The sequence below is a fragment of the Pirellula sp. SH-Sr6A genome (genome assembly GCF_001610875.1).
Classification (GTDB): Bacteria; Planctomycetota; Planctomycetia; order Pirellulales; family Pirellulaceae; genus JBKCUI01.
Map to the genome: position 1 here is coordinate 4496015 of NZ_CP011272.1, position 15941 is coordinate 4511955.

General features: G+C 55.3%; 10 protein-coding genes. 5 read left to right on the forward strand and 5 right to left on the reverse strand.

The annotated features are described in order from the left end of the window. Positions 1 to 80 precede the first annotated feature (80 nt). Positions 81 to 3800, reverse strand: a complete 3720-nt coding sequence (gene rpoB / locus VN12_RS17205; RefSeq protein WP_146677993.1) for a DNA-directed RNA polymerase subunit beta — start codon at positions 3798 to 3800, stop codon at positions 81 to 83. 686 nt (positions 3801 to 4486) lie between these two features. Here rpoB and VN12_RS17210 point away from each other — a divergent pair. Continuing rightward, positions 4487 to 5473, forward strand: coding sequence for an NAD-dependent epimerase/dehydratase family protein (locus VN12_RS17210; protein WP_168164475.1), 987 nt, complete (start codon positions 4487 to 4489; stop codon positions 5471 to 5473). Positions 5474 to 5521: 48 nt separating this feature from the next. On the opposite strand, the gene VN12_RS17215 is transcribed toward VN12_RS17210, so the two are convergent. Beyond that, complete coding sequence (locus VN12_RS17215) at positions 5522 to 6958, reverse strand: SLC13 family permease (RefSeq protein WP_146677995.1); 1437 nt, start codon at positions 6956 to 6958, stop codon at positions 5522 to 5524. 160 nt (positions 6959 to 7118) lie between these two features. Between VN12_RS17215 and VN12_RS17220 the strand changes: the two genes are divergently transcribed. After that, positions 7119 to 7304 carry a hypothetical protein gene (locus VN12_RS17220; protein WP_146677996.1) on the forward strand — a complete coding sequence of 62 codons (186 nt, stop codon included), beginning with the start codon at positions 7119 to 7121 and terminating at the stop codon, positions 7302 to 7304. A gap of 30 nt (positions 7305 to 7334) precedes the next feature. Here VN12_RS17220 and VN12_RS17225 read toward each other — a convergent pair whose 3' ends face one another. Beyond that, entirely contained in the window at positions 7335 to 7565 is a 231-nt protein-coding gene (locus tag VN12_RS17225) for a BON domain-containing protein (protein ID WP_146677997.1), read from the reverse strand. A 284-nt stretch (positions 7566 to 7849) separates the two neighbouring features. Here VN12_RS17225 and VN12_RS17230 point away from each other — a divergent pair, with 284 nt between their 5' ends. Next, a complete protein-coding gene (locus tag VN12_RS17230; protein WP_146677998.1) occupies positions 7850 to 9544 on the forward strand; it encodes a GGDEF domain-containing protein in 1695 nt (564 codons plus the stop codon). A gap of 6 nt (positions 9545 to 9550) precedes the next feature. On the opposite strand, the gene VN12_RS17235 is transcribed toward VN12_RS17230, so the two are convergent. Beyond that, positions 9551 to 11182 (reverse strand): tetratricopeptide repeat protein, encoded by a 1632-nt coding sequence (locus VN12_RS17235; RefSeq protein ID WP_146677999.1) that lies wholly within the window; start codon positions 11180 to 11182, stop codon positions 9551 to 9553. Next, positions 11182 to 12192: a hypothetical protein gene (locus tag VN12_RS17240; protein WP_146678000.1), complete on the reverse strand. Its 1011-nt coding sequence runs from the start codon at positions 12190 to 12192 to the stop codon at positions 11182 to 11184. Before VN12_RS17240 ends, VN12_RS17235 begins: the two co-directional genes overlap by 1 nt. Before the next feature lie 115 nt (positions 12193 to 12307). Between VN12_RS17240 and VN12_RS17245 the strand changes: the two genes are divergently transcribed. Continuing rightward, on the forward strand, positions 12308 to 13648 hold the full coding sequence (locus tag VN12_RS17245) for a 3-deoxy-D-manno-octulosonic acid transferase (protein ID WP_146678001.1): 1341 nt from the start codon (positions 12308 to 12310) through the stop codon (positions 13646 to 13648). Positions 13649 to 13767: 119 nt separating this feature from the next. Next, the gene (speA, locus tag VN12_RS17250) at positions 13768 to 15669 is read left to right on the forward strand and encodes a biosynthetic arginine decarboxylase (protein WP_146678002.1); all 1902 of its coding nucleotides are present in this window, start codon (positions 13768 to 13770) and stop codon (positions 15667 to 15669) included. Positions 15670 to 15941 lie beyond the last annotated feature (272 nt).

A 15941-nucleotide genomic window follows, 5' to 3' on the forward strand; every position in this document is an offset into this window, starting at 1 on the left:
GTAACAAAGCTCGATCGTGTTCGATTAACGGGCGTGCACCCGGAAACTCCCCGAAGGGAGTTCTCAAGTGCAACGGGTTGTTAGAGGCGGCGTTTTTCCAGTCGCATGTTCAACGCGAGACCTCGAATTTCGTTGGTCAAAACGTCGAAGCTAGCTGGTGTACCGGCTTCCAAGGTGTTTTCACCCTTGACCATCGATTCGTAGATCTTCGTACGTCCCTCGACGTCGTCGCTCTTGACGGTGAGGAGCTCTTGGAGGATGTAGGCAGCTCCGTATGCCTCGAGCGCCCAAACTTCCATTTCCCCGAATCGCTGTCCGCCGAATCGAGCTTTTCCACCGAGCGGTTGCTGGGTGATCAACGAGTAAGGACCTGTGCTTCGAGCGTGGACCTTGTCATCGACCAAGTGGTGCAGCTTGAGCATGTAGATGTAGCCAACCGTGGTCTCTTGTTCCATCTGCTCCCCGGTTCGACCATCGTGCAGACGAATCTTTCCATGGCTAGGCAATCCTGCTTCCGCGAGGGCTTTGTTGATGTCCCCTTCGCTCGCTCCATCAAAGACTGGAGTGATGGCTTGGAATCCAAGTTTCGCACCAGCCCAACCCAAGTGAGTTTCCAAAATCTGACCCACGTTCATCCGGCTTGGAACCCCGAGCGGATTGAGCATGATCTGAAGAGGCGTCCCGTCCGGAAGGAACGGCATGTCTTCGACCGGCAACACCTTGGAGATAACCCCCTTGTTACCGTGTCGACCTGCCATCTTGTCCCCGACGCTGATCACTCGCTTCGTAGCGATGTAGACCTTTACCATCTGCAACACGCCACTGCGAAGCTCATCCCCTCGCTTCATGCTGTTGAGCTGACGATCGCGGATGTCGAGCGCCTCTTCCACGGCTGGCCAGAGGTTCTTGTAAACCTTCTTGACTTCCGCATGGAGCCCTGCATCCAATCGATTGAGCAATCGAGATAAATTGAAGGTCTGCGCCTTTTCAGCAATGAACTTCGGATCCTGCCCGCCCGTGAGCGGTGTACCGTCGTCATCGGTGAGTCTACCACCAATCGCTTTCTCCAACTCCTCAGCGAACGAAGCAAACGACGTCGAGATCTCCTTGTTCCCCTCGGTCTCGACCCGCTTGAGCTCCTTTTCGAATTCCTTTCGCTCTTCTTCCGACAGACTCATCCGTCGCGAGAATTTCTGGGTATCGATCACGATCCCTTCCACTCCCGAACTCACCTCGAGCGAATCGTTCTTGACGTCTTCCCCGGCGCGTCCGAAGATTGCATGAAGAAGCTTTTCTTCAGGGGTTAACTCGGTCTTGCTCTTCGGCGAAACCTTACCCACCAAAATATCGCCGGGTCGGACATAGGTGCCGATCTGAACAATGCCGCTCTCGTCCAAGTTCCGCAACGCTTTCTCGCTCACGTTCGGAATGTCGCGTGTGAACTCTTCCCGTCCAAGCTTGGTTTCGCGGATCTCGACATCGAACTCTTCGATGTGAATCGAAGTGTAAACGTCTTGCTTCACCAACTCTTCGCTGATGATGATCGCGTCTTCGTAGTTGTAACCATCGAAGGACATGAAGCCGACCAAAACGTTACGGCCCAGAGCCAACTCACCAAGGTGGGTCGATGCGCCGTCGGCGATGATCTGCCCCTTCTCCACCTTGTCTCCCAAGCCGACGATCGGACGCTGGTTCAAGCAAGTCCGCTCATTGAGACCTTGATACTTTTTCATATGGTAGATGTCGTTGCCGATCTCAATGCGAGTCGAATCGACATACGTTACCTTGCCCGCGCGGCGAGCACGAACCACCATCGCGCTGTTGGCAGCGACTTCCTTTTCCAATCCTGTTCCAACGATCGGGGGCTCGACCACCAAAAGCGGAACCGCTTGCCGCTGCATGTTCGAACCCATCAGTGCGCGGTTGGCGTCGTCGTGCTCCAAGAACGGAATCAAACCAGCCGACACACCGATCATCTGGCTCGGCGCGATGTCCATGTAGTGAACCACGTCCGGGGTCACAATCTCGAAATCGTTTCGATAGCGAGCGATCAACCCGGGGCCGCTAACCAGCGAACCATCTTTGATTTCCAAGTCGGCAGGGCCGATGTACGCATCCGACTCTTCATCGGCACGAAGCCACACGACCTCGTCGGTCACCTTCCCGCCAGCCACCTTGCGATATGGAGTGACCAAGAACCCGTACTCATCAACGCCGGCATAGATCGACAGCGAACTGATCAAACCGATGTTGGTACCTTCCGGTGTCTCAATTGGACAGATCCGGCCGTAGTGAGAAATGTGAACGTCTCGGACTTCAAAGCCCGCACGCTTTCGATTCAAACCACCAGGGCCCAGCGCGGACAAACGTCGCTCGTGAGTCAACTGCGACAAGGGATTGGTCTGGTCGACGACCTGCGACAACTCACCACGACCGAAGAAATACTCAATCGCAGCGCTGATACTCTTTGGATTTACCAACGAGCGAGGGGTCATGTCTTCGACTTCCTTCAAGCTCATACGCTCTTGAACGGTCCGTCGAAGCTTCAAAAAGCCCTTGCGCAACTCTTCGCATGCCAACTCGTCAATCGTTCGAAGACGGCGATTCCCCAAGTGATCGATGTCGTCGAATCGCGCCGTCGAATCGGGATCGAACAAATCGATCAAGTACCGGATCGAGGCTACCAAATCCTCCGGACGGAGCGCCATCTCGTCTTCAGGAACGTTCAGGCTCAATTTGCGATTCACACGGAAACGGCCTACGCGACCAAGCCGATATCGATTGATATCGAAGAACTTTTCGTGGAAGAGCGTCCGCGCTTTTTCCAAGGCGGGAGGGTTGCCCGGTCGCAACCGTTGATAAATACGTAGCAATGCTTCTTCGTGCGACGACGTGTTGTCTTCCGCGAGCGAATTGAGAATATAAGGAACCTTGGGAGACTCCATCACTTGGATGCTCTTGATACCGACCGTGCAGATCATCTCTGCGGTCGTGCGACCGATCTTCTGCCCCCCCTCGATCACAATCTCCCCAGCTCGTTCATGATCCGACGGAAAGACAACATCGTCCGCCGAGATCTTGTTCTCAATGGCTGCGATGCTTGCACTACCGGAAATCTTTTCCGTTGTGATCTCGTAAAACGCCTGCAACAACTCTTGATCGGTCCCCAACTTGGGCGACATCGCACGCAGCAACGTCATCACAGAAAACTTTCCGCTCTGGTCGATACGCACCGAGAGGGAATCCTTCTTGGTCACGTTAACTTCGATCCAGCTACCACGCTCGGGAATCACGCGGAAAGAAGGCAATTTGCGGTCGGTTGTCCCCTCAGCCTCTTCGACGAAATCAACTCCCGGAGATCGGTGCAACTGGCTGACAACAACCCGCTCCGCACCGTTGATGATGAACTCACCACCCCCGAGCATGATCGGAATGTCACCCAAATAAACTTCTTCTTCGAGGGGCTGATCTCGCTTGAGACGGAACCAAGCCTTCAGGGGCTTGCCGTAGGTCAAGCGGAGCTGCCGACACTCTTCCGGAGTGTATCGGGGCTTGCCAAGCTCGTAACGGAGATACTCGAGCGCGACCGATTTGTCGTAGCTCTCGATCGGGAAAATTTCGCGAAAGACCGACTCCAACCCTTGGTTCTTTCGCTTGTCCGATGGGATATCCTCTTGCAAAAACGCTTCGTAAGAAACGGTTTGCAATGTGGTCAAGTTAGGAATCGGGAACTGGCTTCTGCCCGATCCGAATACACGAACAGAAGTTGGTTGCAATCGTCGCTTGGAGGAAGTTGCCATTGGAGATGGATTCTCGAAGTGGGCTAAAGGGTAAGTGCCAAAACAAGACAGCGAGAGGGGATGCCGGCGAACAGGCTCAACAAATATCCCTCGGGTTCCTGTGCCCCGGGAAAGATTCGCACATCACCGAGTCGCTCGACCCGGTAGGCTCGCAAGAGAAAAAGGGGAAATCTGCTGTGGAATGAACAAACGAAATTGGATATCCGTACAATTCATTCCCCCTTCTGCGCGCAGAACGGTGACCCGAACAGCAAACCCTGCTTGATCCGACCACCTCTATATAAACCGAGCCGACGTCCACGCCGCTAGTGTAGCGATCGGCACTTGTTAAGATAGGCCAACCCAACGGCTTTTTTGGAAATTTTGAAAAGATCCGCTAAAAATGGCACTCCGCTAGCTCAGGCGTAGCGGGAGCCTTGCACTGCACTAGCTCGGGTCTTGTCGGGACGCCCCAGTCCCCGCTCTCCGGCGGCAAGGCAGAGGCTTCGCCCAAGCGCCCTGGACGCCTCAAACGCTAAGCCGGCAGATCGGCGTGGAGGCTTCTCCGTTTGCCCTCTCCGCCCAGCGAAACTTCCACTGGATCGGCAGGAGAAACGGAAAAGGATCTCGATCTTTGCTTCCCCCCTCCTCAGCTGATACAACCCACTGAACCGCCCCCCAAGCTGCCCACTAGAAAGGAGACCCCCGTGAGATTGTTGGTTACCGGTGCCACTGGGCTCCTCGGCAACAATGTCGCCCGTTTGGCCGCCGCCGCAGGCTGCGAGGTGACAACGCTCTCCCGATCGTCCGCCAATCACCCGTCCCTCAAGGGACTGGGTGCCCGGCATGTGCAAGCAGACATCGGCCAGATGGATTTGGAAGAGGTACTCGCTCCTCATGAATTCGATGGCGTCATCCACTCTGCCGCTCTCATCCATATCGGATGGCGTCGACAGGCCGAATCTCTGCAGGTGAATCGGGACGGCACTCAAGCCATCGTGAATTGGGCCCGCAAACGCAAAATCCGAGGGGTCTATGTCTCGACGGTCAACACCCTCGCGATCGGCGAAGCAGACAAACCCAAAACAGAACGTTGCACCGGGGATGGTCAAGTTCCCTGCGCGTATGTCCTCTCCAAGCGCGCAGCGCAGCTAGTCGTCGACCAAGCTGCCGAGCAAGGAGACGATTGGTACAGCGTTTTCCCAGGCTTCATGCTGGGCCCCTACGATTGGCAACTGAGCAGCGGCCGGATGGTCCTCGCGCTGCAGCGTTTTCAACCCTGGGCTCCCTCGGGCGGTTGCTCGGTCTGCGACCCTCGCGATGTCGCCGCCGCGATGTTGCGATTGGCCAAAACCGGAGCCACCGAACGTCGCTTTATCTTGGCAGGCCACAACCTTACCTATTTCGATTTATGGACCCGGATCGCAACCCAAATGGGAAGCCGCCCGCCGGCCATTGCGATGCGCCGCCCTGCACGGGCTATCAGCCCGATCTTGGCAGATGGCATCAATCTCTTTCGCCGCAGCGAGTCCGATTTCAATAGCGCCGCGATTCGCATGGGACAGCAATTTCACTACTACGACTCTCATTTGGCCCGCGAACATTTAGGCTACATCACCCGCCCCACCGAAGACTCGATCGGTGACGCCATTGGATGGCTTCGCGAGGCAGGCCATTTGCCTCCAACGCACTAGTCCCCCCATCGATCGGCGAACGCGGCGTTGGCATCCCGTCCATGGAGACTAGGGGCCGATGTTCCCGAGCAGAAATCGCAATTGCAAGACGGCGATCGGAATGGCGAGGATAGCAAGTAGATTCACGACAAACCCTGCCCGAATCATGTCGCCCGCAGGAAACTTCCTCTGGGAGTAGACCAAGGTATTGGGAGGTGTCGCGACGGGGAGCATGAATCCGCAACTGCTCGCGAGAACCACTGCCGTCAGTAGCGATATCTGGTCGATTCCCATCGCGGGCCCGGCTTCCGAAAGGATCGGAATGAGGGCAGTAGCTGTAGCCAAGTTGCTCGCCAATTCCGAAATGGCGATGACGATGGCCACCACCAAAGTGAGAACAATCCATGGGTGAAGACCTGCGAAGTGGGCCGCTACCGAAGCGATACGCTGATCGAGCGACGAAGCCTCAATCGCCTTCGCCAACGAAAGCCCTCCCCCAAGCAACATCAACACCCCCCACGGGACCCCTTCGACATCCTTCCAAGCCAGAATCGGTTTCGAAAATGGAACCAACAACAAGGTCACCAACGCGGCCATTGCCACCCAAGGATCTTCAACTCTTTGCAAAACCGCGTGCACCGAATCCCATCCAGAAGCGGAGGCAATGCGCAGGATGGGCTCCTTGAGAATCCAAGTCATCGCAGCAGAGAGAAAGACCGCCAGCGTTATCCATTGGTCCCGGCTCAACGATCGCCTGCCCCGAAACTCGTCCAACCACTCCTCAGGTATCGCAACTTGAAATCGCCTTACCGGAAAAAGGAAGTAAACCAACCAAATCCACGCCCCGACCAAAAGAAAAGCCGATACGGGCCCTGCTACGTACACCCACGCTAAAAAATCGATCGACTTTCCCTCCTTTGCAAGGAAGCTGGTGAAAAAGATATTCGGCGCGGTGCCAACCAGCGTCGCCATCCCACCGATGCTCGAGGCGAAGGCGATGCCGATCAGAAGTGGGGCGGCAAAACGACGATCCGATTGGATGGCGATGGCACTCATCGCGAGAGGGAGCATCAGCATCGTCGTCGCCGTATTGTTGACCCACATACTGATCATCGCCGTCGCCAACATGAACGCCCCGATGACATTGGCACCATTGCGCCCTGCAATTCGTAACAAATAGAGTGCACCGATGCGGTGCAAGTCGGTCCGCTCGATGGCGAGCCCCAATCCGAATCCCCCCAGAAAGAAGAAGACATTTTTGTCTGCGTAGGGAGCGCACGTCTCCCCTAACGCATTGCGTTCGTAAATGCCTGAGAAAGGAATGACAATGATCGGCAACAATGCGGTTACTTCGATCGGAACCGCTTCGGTTACCCACCAGAAGGCCATCCACGCGACCAGCCCCGCAATATAGGCAGGCCCGAACGGCACCCCATTCGCCAACAATAGCGCTCCGACAATACATCCGACCGAAGGGCCCGAAGCGACACGTAGTAAAGCTGTCATCAATTCTGGTTTCGACGGCAAACCGAGTGAGTCAACTTGTCACGCGATCGCCTGAGAGGAGCGGTAGCAGATCTAGATTACGAGAGGTAGAGTATATTCCAGACCGAAGACCGCATGCCAACCGACACGAAATTCTCTCCGTCCCACAGCAGGCTTCCCTATGAAACGCTACGCGAAATTTCTCAAACAGACGTGGTACCTATGGTTGGCTTATACGGTTGTTACCGCATTGCTTATCGCATTTGTTAGCCCGATTTTTTGGGCGGTCATTCCCATGATGATCGTGAACTTCTTTTACTTCGCGCTCGTCCGGTACAACGACGATGGCGATTTCATTGGCGCGTAACCTTCGACAGCGCCGGTCTAAAGTGGTCCGCTATTTCCACTTGGATTGGACAGATACTTCGTTCACCACATCGATCCCTCGGGTCGCAGAGCGAACCGTTTCTTGCGCTAGCTGCTTCAAGTAAAAAGAATCGACCGAGCCTCGAAGACGCATTTGCTCTCCGGCTTGAGAGAGCTCCAAGTTACGAAGCGACGAAAATGGACTTTCCATCAACATCCGTTTCGCCTGCCCCAACACATCTTGAAATCCCGAGTCAATCATGGACTCACTCCTTGCTCGTTGAGTTGGTCGTCGCGAGCTGCCATCCTCGATAGCTCATTTAGTTTGAAGGTAGGGGACGAGGGGCAAAAGTCAAGCATCGAATCGTCAAATTCGGCCGACTCGCTACCATCGCTACCAGCGTTTCAATCGCTAGCACATACCGGATGCAATCCGCTTTTCACGATCATCGATCGATTGTGAAACTCGCTCGCACGATCAGAACCTAGGGTTCGCAAGCGCGATCTTAATTCTTCTGAATCGACAGCCCTGCAATTCCCTGCAAGATGAATTTCCTCCGTTTCATTACTATCGAGAATCTCTGCTTGGCAGCGGAAATCACCACCGCGTTGCTTCTGCTCGCATTGGCGTTTCCGGACAAGAAGAAATCGGCTCCTACCCCCCCTTCAGCCGATGATGCCGAATCGCTCCGTCGACTGGAGACGGCTCGCCGTGCTCACTGCCAAGCGACCGTCTTTCGAGGGATTGCGACCCTATCACGCGTTGGGACCCTCGAACCTGCAGCCGACCGATTCCAACTTTACGAGCCCCTCTCGGTCTTGGGTTGGGAAGATCGTTTAACCAAGCTTGGAAATCGATCGTTCCTCGACACGTTCCTCGACGAATGGCTCTCGCTCCCCGAACGAGCTCGCCACGGTTCGTTGCTGACCATGATCATCGTCGATCGATACTCGGATCTGCTGCGTGAAAAAGGAGCGATGGGGGTCGAACAATCGCTGCGCGATCTTGGCGAACAATTGGCCAAACACTACGAATCAACCGCCCTGATTGGCCGCTACCAACCCGATCGATTCCTCGTTATCCAATTCGAACGGTCCCTACCCGAAGCTCACGAAGACTTTGAGGCATTGCTGAAATCCCTCCAAAGTCCAGCCGAACCAAGTTCGATTCCCCACGCGCCGATCCCGTGCGTGGCAAGCATCGTCGAGCTAGGGGACGAAGGGCTGTCGCTATCCTCGTCGCTCGACAGACTCGATGAAGGGGTGTCTCAAGCGCTGGAATCCGGAGCCAGTTGCGTATCCGAATACGAAGGGGCCTGGACGAACAAACGTCCGATGTCCGACCACGCCACTGCCGTTCCTGCTCTGTCCAGAACCGATCCGAACAGAGAATCCGATTCCCAATTACGCGATCGCCGTCGCTCCCCGTCGATCGCCTCCCAGGAAAACGACGCTTCCTCGAATGATGAATCTCCGGAAAACGCCCCAGACGATGAGAACGCCCAATCGAGCGACGAGCATCTGGAAGCTCGAACTGGGCAATCGACCTCCGAGGAGGAGAATGCAAGCGACGCGAACACAATCGCCCCGGAAACGACCGACGTGTCAGCGGTAGCAAGCAGCGAAGACATTGCCGCGCTCTTCGCGCAAATCAACAAAAAGAAACAAGAAACGACTTCTGCACCAACCGTAGAATCCAATAACGATGTCGTCGACTCCCACGACATCGCGGCTTTGTTCGCCGCAAACACTCCGAAGAAAAATCCTTCACCTAAACCAGAGCAGCCATCTGCACCTCCCGCCCCGGCGGCGTCCAACAGCGACGATGTGGTGGGAGCCGACGACATCGCAGCCCTATTCGCCGCGAACGCTCCCCAAAAGAATCCATCACCTAAACCTGAGGAGCCACCTGCACCTCCCACCCCGACGACCTCCAACAGTGACGATGTGGTGGGAGCCGACGACATCGCAGCTTTGTTCGCTGCGAACGCTCCAAAGAAAAATCCGTCACCTAAACCTGAGGAGCCATCTGCACCTCCCATCCCGGCGGCATCCAACAGCGACGATGTGGTGGGAGCCGACGACATCGCGGCTTTGTTCGCCGCGAACACTCCGAAGAAGAAATCGGATGCCAAGCAAGCTGCACCGAAGCTGGACAGCAAGCTGAACGAGCTACTGAGCAATCTTCATCAAGATATTTCGAATGACGATCTCGACTCGCTTTTCGCCAACGTCACCTGATGTTGGCTACTTAGGCTCACCTTCCATCGACTGGACAATTTCCGCTTGGGCTTTTGCCAACTCGGGCAAGCCTGCTGACTCGTAGGCTGCAATCAGTTTCTTGCGAGTCCCAATGCGACCGCTGTCAAGCTTGATCGCTTGCTCGAATTTATTGATCGCCTCTTTGGCCCGTCCGGCCATCATGAGGAGCTCACCAAAGGTATCGAGAATTTCAGCATTGTTCGGCGAGATGCTTTGTGCGTGGGCCACCAACTCGAGCGACTTGGGCACATTCTCAGGACTCGCTTTGGCTAGGCATAATGCCAGATTGTTGCAGGCCGAGGCGTCGTTCGGATTCTTGGAGAGTGCAAGTTCCCAGTTCTTGATCGCCTCTTTTTCGTTCCCCAGCATGTAGTAGCCATCGGCCAACATGCTGTGCGCTTCGGAGGTCGTGATCCCGTCATCGATTTGTTTTCGAAGAATGTCTACGATCCGTTTCGACGGCTTGATATTGCGGCGTAGAAGCTTGGCAATCTGTTCAGAAATCTTTGGATCGTTTGGATCGGCATCCGCAGCCGATTCCAGCAGGGATAGATCGGCGGTGAATGTCCCATCAGGATTCTCCACGATCGATTTTTCAAAGATCGAGATCTTGATCGATGAGAGCGCTCTGGCCAATTGAGGTCGAACGTCGCTGCCAGCCAAGCCTTCTTGCAGGATCGCGACGGCTTGTGGGTATTTCCCGGTCAAGAACCGCACCTCAGCGATTGCCAAGCGATCGATGTCGCGTTCATTGCTCGTATTGAGTCGGGCACCGAACACTTCTTCGACTTCGTAACTCGCTTCTCGAAGGCCTTCTTCGTTTTTGATACGGCCGTAGAGACGAGCCAATTCCAGATTCATTTCTGGCAACCTCTTCGCCGCTTCTTTTGCCATCGCGATGGCGCTCGGGGTGTAGCCATTCTGTTCCAGGATTTGAGCGTAGATGGCGATAAGTTGGACTGGGACTTCGGTCCAGTCGCAAGCCATCTGGAGATTTCGCCCCAACTCCTTTGTGTCGATTTCCTGCTGATCTTCCTTCGCTTGAATGATCCAGCACGCCATCCATGCGTTGGCCTGGCGAAACGGACCGTACTTGCCGGACGCCAAATCCTCCATCACCGATTTGGCCGCGGCGGGGTCTCCATCGATGCTTTCGAGCAGTGCGAGGCGATAGCTAGCTTGGGCGTTCTTGGGTTGAAAGGACAAGATACGCGTCGCGAGCAACCGGCTGTAGTTCTTGGCAAAGTCCGGAATGCTGTTGGGATCGTTGATCGGCGTTCCCTGTTTGGGGTCTTTCGGATTCATGAACCGGAACTGCGAGTAAGCAGCCCGTTCCAAGACACGGGTCGGTAGATTCTTTTCTCCTTCGACCCCGTATCGTTGCACTTTGGCGTCTACCCGTTCGAACAAGGAGAATCCAAAGATCAAATAGACGATGAGAACAATCAGAAACGCTGGCAGATGGAACCAGAATCGAATCCAACTGCGGGAATATTTCCAGCCCCGAGCAGCGTCGAGGAAACTGCCAGCCATGCCGACCGGTGACGTGAAAATTTTGAGGAACTCGCTGCCGAGCCACTGGGTGTTTTCCACGATGAGACGAATGCGACTTCCCATTAGTAGTCCTCCTCGATCTCATCCGCTTGAAAATCGCGGACGGGGACGGCGGTGGTCAGTTTTGGCAATCCAACAATCCAATTCCAACAGGTTGCAACCAACGGGAAATCCGGGTTGATGAATTCAGACGGGATCGGCTGCAGCAACATCGCAAAGAACTGATCCAAACTGACAATGAACAAGGCGCCGATGAGGAACAAGAAGACTTCCAGGCCGACGCTCCACGCCACCCACTCCTCTTGAAAGGTCGCCATGGTAGATAGGGTCACCCAAGCTGCCCCACGAAGCGCCATCCACACGATAAACGAAAGAGAAAAGGTGATGAGTCCGTTTAAGAAGTTGCGGCGGTAAGCATAGATGCAGAACATGCTGATCCCCATGAAGGTGACGATGCTGTCCCAATTGCCTTCACAAGAAAACTTGTCCGCGACCCCGTGACCGAACTGAATGGTGTTGCCCACTCGCAGATGACTTTGCAACAATGCGTCCGCCAACCCCGAGGTAACATCGACAGCGACCGACTCCGTAGCATCGAATGCCCCTCGATCCTTACAGGCATCGACCAACGAAGGGATCATGAACGCGAGCCCCAAAGCAATCGCATTGGAATGGCTCTCGCCCCGAATCTGGTGGCAGAACCAACCGATCGCCGCCATCCCCATCGCAATTCCAGCCAGTTTCGGTCGTCCTGACACCATGGAAATCAAAAGGACCACTCCAGCCAACGACCAAAATGCGATCGGACCAACGCGACGAGCTGGACGATCCGAATCCCATACGCAACGGTAGAGCGCGATCGCAAGCCCCAGAAATACGAAGATAGTGCAAACCAATCGATCGACCGACGAAAACCAATCTCTCCAGAACCCGAGACCGATGATCAACGAGAGGAGCATCAAGGCAAATGTCACGGAGTGGGCGATTAGGTTGGGCACGCCCCTCGGAGGAACCGCCGAGTGGGCCGGTTCGTTCGCTTGGCCCGGCCCCGAGGCGTTTAGGTCAGAAGTCATCAAAAATCTAACTCTCCAATCGAGCATGTGCACAAGTGCCACTTACGGAACGTTTCCGGTAAGGGCATCTTTTCGGACGCAGCAGCAGAGAAAGCAATCAGCACGGTAATCGCTCATGCACCTCGTCATCAATCTATTTTATCTGTTGTTTCTATTTTTCGTCAGCCCTTGGATTCTTTATCGCGCCATTCGTTACGGCCGTTACCGTCGCGGCTGGATGGAGAAGCTATTCGGTTTGGTTCCTCTCCATCATCCCACCACGCTCAAAAGCCCCGATTCTCCAGGCAGAGTCTGGCTTCATGCGGTCAGTGTCGGCGAAGTCCAGCTGCTGCGCACCCTCGTGGCACGCTTCAAAAAAGAGCGGCCCGACCTGCAGTTGATCATCTCCTCGTCGACCGATAGTGGCTATACGTTGGCTCGTCAGTTGTTTTCGGACGAGCAAGTCATCTTCGCGCCGTTGGACTTCACCTGGGCGATCGCCAATGCCTGGAAAAGGATCCGACCGAGTCTGGTTGTACTCATGGAGTTAGAATTGTGGCCCAATTGGCTTCGGCATGCCGAACGAGTGGACTGCCCCATCGCCGTGGTCAACGGCCGACTCAGCGAAAACAGTTTCCGGGGCTACCTCCGCATTCGCCGCTGGATCGAACCCATGTTCCGTTCGCTCGACTGGGTTGGGGCTCAAACGAAGCAATACGCGGAGCGCTTTTCACAGCTGGGCGCCCCCCCAGGAGTCGTGGAGGTTACCGGGAATCTGAAGTTCGATGGTGCCGAACCGAATCGCATGGCGACCGAAGTTCTGGACCGACGGCGGTTGCTCGGTCTGTCGCCTCCCCCCTCAGCGGCTCAAGTGCAGACGTTTCTTTGGGTAGCCGGCAGTACGCAGCATCCCGAGGAAGAGCTCGTGCTCCGCGCTTTCCAGAAGCTTGCACCGCGATTTCCGCAGCTGAAGCTTCTCTTGGTACCGAGACACCCCGAGCGATTCGAGGAAGTCGCGCAGAAGGTCGCCGAATCCCCATTTTCTTGGGCGCGTCGCTCGGAGTGCCAGTCGACCGAGCCACCCGCCGATTGGCGAATCTTTTTGGGAGATACCGTCGGTGAATTGAGATGGTGGTGGGGGCTATCTGATGTCGCCTTCGTCGGGGGCAGCTTTGGAGATCGCGGGGGACAGAACATGATCGAGCCGTGTGCGTTCGGCGTTGCAACGTGCTTTGGCCCCAACACCAAAAACTTTGCAGATGTCGTCGAACTCTTGTTGAAAGAGGAAGCCTGTGTGCAGCTCCAACATCCCGACGACTTGGCCTCCTTCCTAGAACAAGTTCTCGTCGATTCCGCCCAGCGACAGGAGCTTGGCAGGCGAGCCCAATCGTCTGCGGCGGAGCACCGAGGAGCCATCGACCGAACCTGGCGAGGGCTCGCGAAGTTCCTCCCCCCCGCTATCCCCGACCGGTCCTAACATTAGAATCGGGTTCGACCTCGTCCCCGACTCTCCGCCCGATCTCTTCTCGTTGCTTTGATATCCGTCCCTGTTTCAGTGTCCCCCTTTCAGTGCTCTATACGGAAAGCCAATCGTTGATGAACGAACAAGTCTTGCAGCGCATCCAATCGATGTACGGAATTGAAAATTGGTCCGCCGGCTACTTCGATGTCAACGATCAAGGGAACATGATCGCGCGCCCGAGCAATCAAGACGATCGCTGGGTCGACTTGAAGAAAGTTCTCGATCACTTGGTGCATGAACAAAAGCTCCAATTGCCCATCCTGCTCCGTTTTCCCCAGATCCTTTCCAATCAGCTCGAGATCTTGACGTCGGCTTACAAAGACGCGATCCAGCAATTCGATTACCGCGGCAAACACTTCCCAGTTTTTCCCATGAAGGTCAATCCTCGCCGCGAGGTGGTCGAAGAGTTCCTGAGGGACAGCGGGCGACTGCGCGTCGGGTTGGAATGTGGATCGAAAGCGGAACTCTACGCTGGGATCGCCCAAGAACAAATGCCCGAGACACTTCTTATCTGCAACGGCTTCAAAGACGAATCGTTCTGCCGTCTCGCATGCGTGGGTGTGCAAGCCGGCAAACGTGTCGTGATCGTCATCGAAAAGCTGAACGAACTGAAGATGCTCCTGCGAGTCGCTGCCGAGACAGGAGTCTGTCCTTCCATCGGTCTGCGAGTGAAGCTCTACACGCGTGGATCCGGTAAGTGGGCGAGCTCGGGTGGCGACTCTGCGAAGTTTGGTCTAACGACCTCGGAGATCATGGAGTGCGTGAAGCTGTTGAAAGAGTCAGGGCGGGAAGGTCATTTCAAATTGCTTCACTTCCACATCGGCTCTCAGATCACCGACATCAAGCGGGTGAAGAATGCGATGAAGGAAGCGGCTCGCGTTTACGCCAAAATCCATCAACTCGGACTCGATATCGAATACCTTGACATTGGCGGCGGGCTTGGAGTCGACTACGACGGCTCCAAGACACGATTTGAATCGTCGATGAACTACACCGTTCAGGAATTCGCAAACGATGTGGTCTACACCATCCAAGCCGTTTGCGACGAAGAGGAAGTCCCCCACCCGAATCTGGTCACCGAGAGCGGGCGGATGATGACCGCGTACCACACCATTCTCGTCGTCTCCATACGCGAAGAAATCGAAACCTTCGCCGACGATCAGCCGGAAGTGGAAATCGACGAGGATGATCCACAAGTCATCACCGAGCTGAAATGGCTTTGCGATGACATCAATGGCAAGAACTATCTCGAGTACTACCACGATGCGATCGAACACAAGGATGAACTGCACACCCAGTTCAATCTGGGGCTGATCTCGCTCGAAGACCGAGCGAAGGGGGAGGTCCTTTATTGGGAAGTCTGCGCGCGAGCGCTAAAGGAATCCGAACAAGCCCGTGTACCGCATGAGGAATTCGAAGAAGTCAAACGGGTACTCGCCGCAAAATACCTTTGCAATTTTTCCCTCTTCCGCTCGGCTCCCGACTCGTGGGCCATCGGACAACTCTTTCCGATCGTCCCCATCCATCGCCTGCACGAAAGCCGATTGGACTTCGCAACCCTCGTCGATGTGACGTGTGATTCCGATGGAAAGATCGACAAGTTCGTCGACTTGAAGGATGTCAAAGAAACATTGGAACTGCCGGAGTGGAAAGAGAACGAAGACTACTATCTCGGTCTGTTCCTCGTCGGTGCCTACCAAGAAGTGATGGGTTCCTACCACAATCTCTTCGGGGTTCCAAACGAGGCCCAGGTGATCATGGACGGCGCGGACCAGTTCCGGATCGCCAAAATTGTACCCGGCAGTCGAATCAGCGACATGGTGAGCTTCGCCCATTACGACGCGCAAACGCTGCAGAGCCAGCTCGCTGCGAAAATTCAAGAGAGGGTGGAGGCGGGGTGCCTCGACCCAGCAACCGGCGAGGCTCTTTTGGAGCAATATCGGGCTGCAGCCTCTTGGAATACCTACCTCGATTAGCCGATTAACGACGTGCCAGGGAGCCGGCATTCCCCCCTTATCGGACCGCCGGAAAAAAAGTTTTCCGCAACTGTCGTCGATCAGAACACATTCCTTTGTGGCATCAACTCCCACCAAAAGAGGGGTGTCAGGTTGTCGCGCAAGTGACGGGAGTGCCAAACTTTAGCGGTTTTGTCGGGTTCCTAGCCCCTGGATGGCGCGAAAAGCGGGAATGCGACCAAATGACGCGACCTGATATCAACCCGATGTCGATGCTAGCATTCACCGGGCCG

What these genes read in the sequence shown, in the direction of transcription:
- VN12_RS17235 (WP_146677999.1), bottom strand. Translation starts at nt 11,182, where the DNA reads ATGGGAAGTCGCATTCGTCTCATCGTGGAAAACACCCAGTGGCTCGGC.
- rpoB (WP_146677993.1), bottom strand. Translation starts at nt 3,800, where the DNA reads ATGGCAACTTCCTCCAAGCGACGATTGCAACCAACTTCTGTTCGTGTA.
- VN12_RS17220 (WP_146677996.1), top strand. Translation starts at nt 7,119, where the DNA reads ATGAAACGCTACGCGAAATTTCTCAAACAGACGTGGTACCTATGGTTG.
- VN12_RS17230 (WP_146677998.1), top strand. Translation starts at nt 7,850, where the DNA reads ATGAATTTCCTCCGTTTCATTACTATCGAGAATCTCTGCTTGGCAGCG.
- VN12_RS17215 (WP_146677995.1), bottom strand. Translation starts at nt 6,958, where the DNA reads ATGACAGCTTTACTACGTGTCGCTTCGGGCCCTTCGGTCGGATGTATT.
- speA (WP_146678002.1), top strand. Translation starts at nt 13,768, where the DNA reads ATGAACGAACAAGTCTTGCAGCGCATCCAATCGATGTACGGAATTGAA.
- VN12_RS17245 (WP_146678001.1), top strand. Translation starts at nt 12,308, where the DNA reads ATGCACCTCGTCATCAATCTATTTTATCTGTTGTTTCTATTTTTCGTC.
- VN12_RS17225 (WP_146677997.1), bottom strand. Translation starts at nt 7,565, where the DNA reads ATGATTGACTCGGGATTTCAAGATGTGTTGGGGCAGGCGAAACGGATG.
- VN12_RS17240 (WP_146678000.1), bottom strand. Translation starts at nt 12,192, where the DNA reads ATGACTTCTGACCTAAACGCCTCGGGGCCGGGCCAAGCGAACGAACCG.